This is a genomic window from Cupriavidus sp. 05T41, assembly GCF_056396525.1.
Window position 1 is genome coordinate 1 of record NZ_JBFTLQ010000221.1, and the last position, 390, is coordinate 390.

Sequence of the window (390 nt, forward strand, 5' to 3'; positions counted from 1 at the left end):
GCTCCCGCCCCGGTGGCGGCACCGGCCCCGGCAAGCGCTCCCGCGCCGGCCGCCGCGTCTTCGGGCCCGATCGAAGTCAAGGTGCCGGACATCGGCGACTATGAYKCCGTRCCCGTGATCGAAGTCCACGTCAAGCCGGGCGACACCATCAGCGCCGAAGACGCACTGGTCACGCTCGAGTCCGACAAGGCCACCATGKACGTGCCTTYGCCMGCCGCCGGCGTGGTCAAGGAAGTCAAGGTGAAGATCGGCGACAACGTKGCCGAAGGCACGCTGATCCTGATCCTCGAAGGTGCAGGCGCCGCGCCTGCCGCGCCTGCAGCGGCTCCCGCCAGCGCGCCGGCTCCCGCGGCCCCGGCTGCCGCCGCACCGGCTCCGGCGCCGCAGGCC

General features: G+C 73.1%; 1 protein-coding gene. It reads left to right on the top strand.

The window, feature by feature from the left end; translation table 11 throughout:
• Positions 1 to 390, top strand: a 390-nt coding sequence (locus AC1DKV_RS40575) for a biotin/lipoyl-containing protein (RefSeq protein ID WP_477139783.1), incomplete at both ends; no start/stop codon positions are given.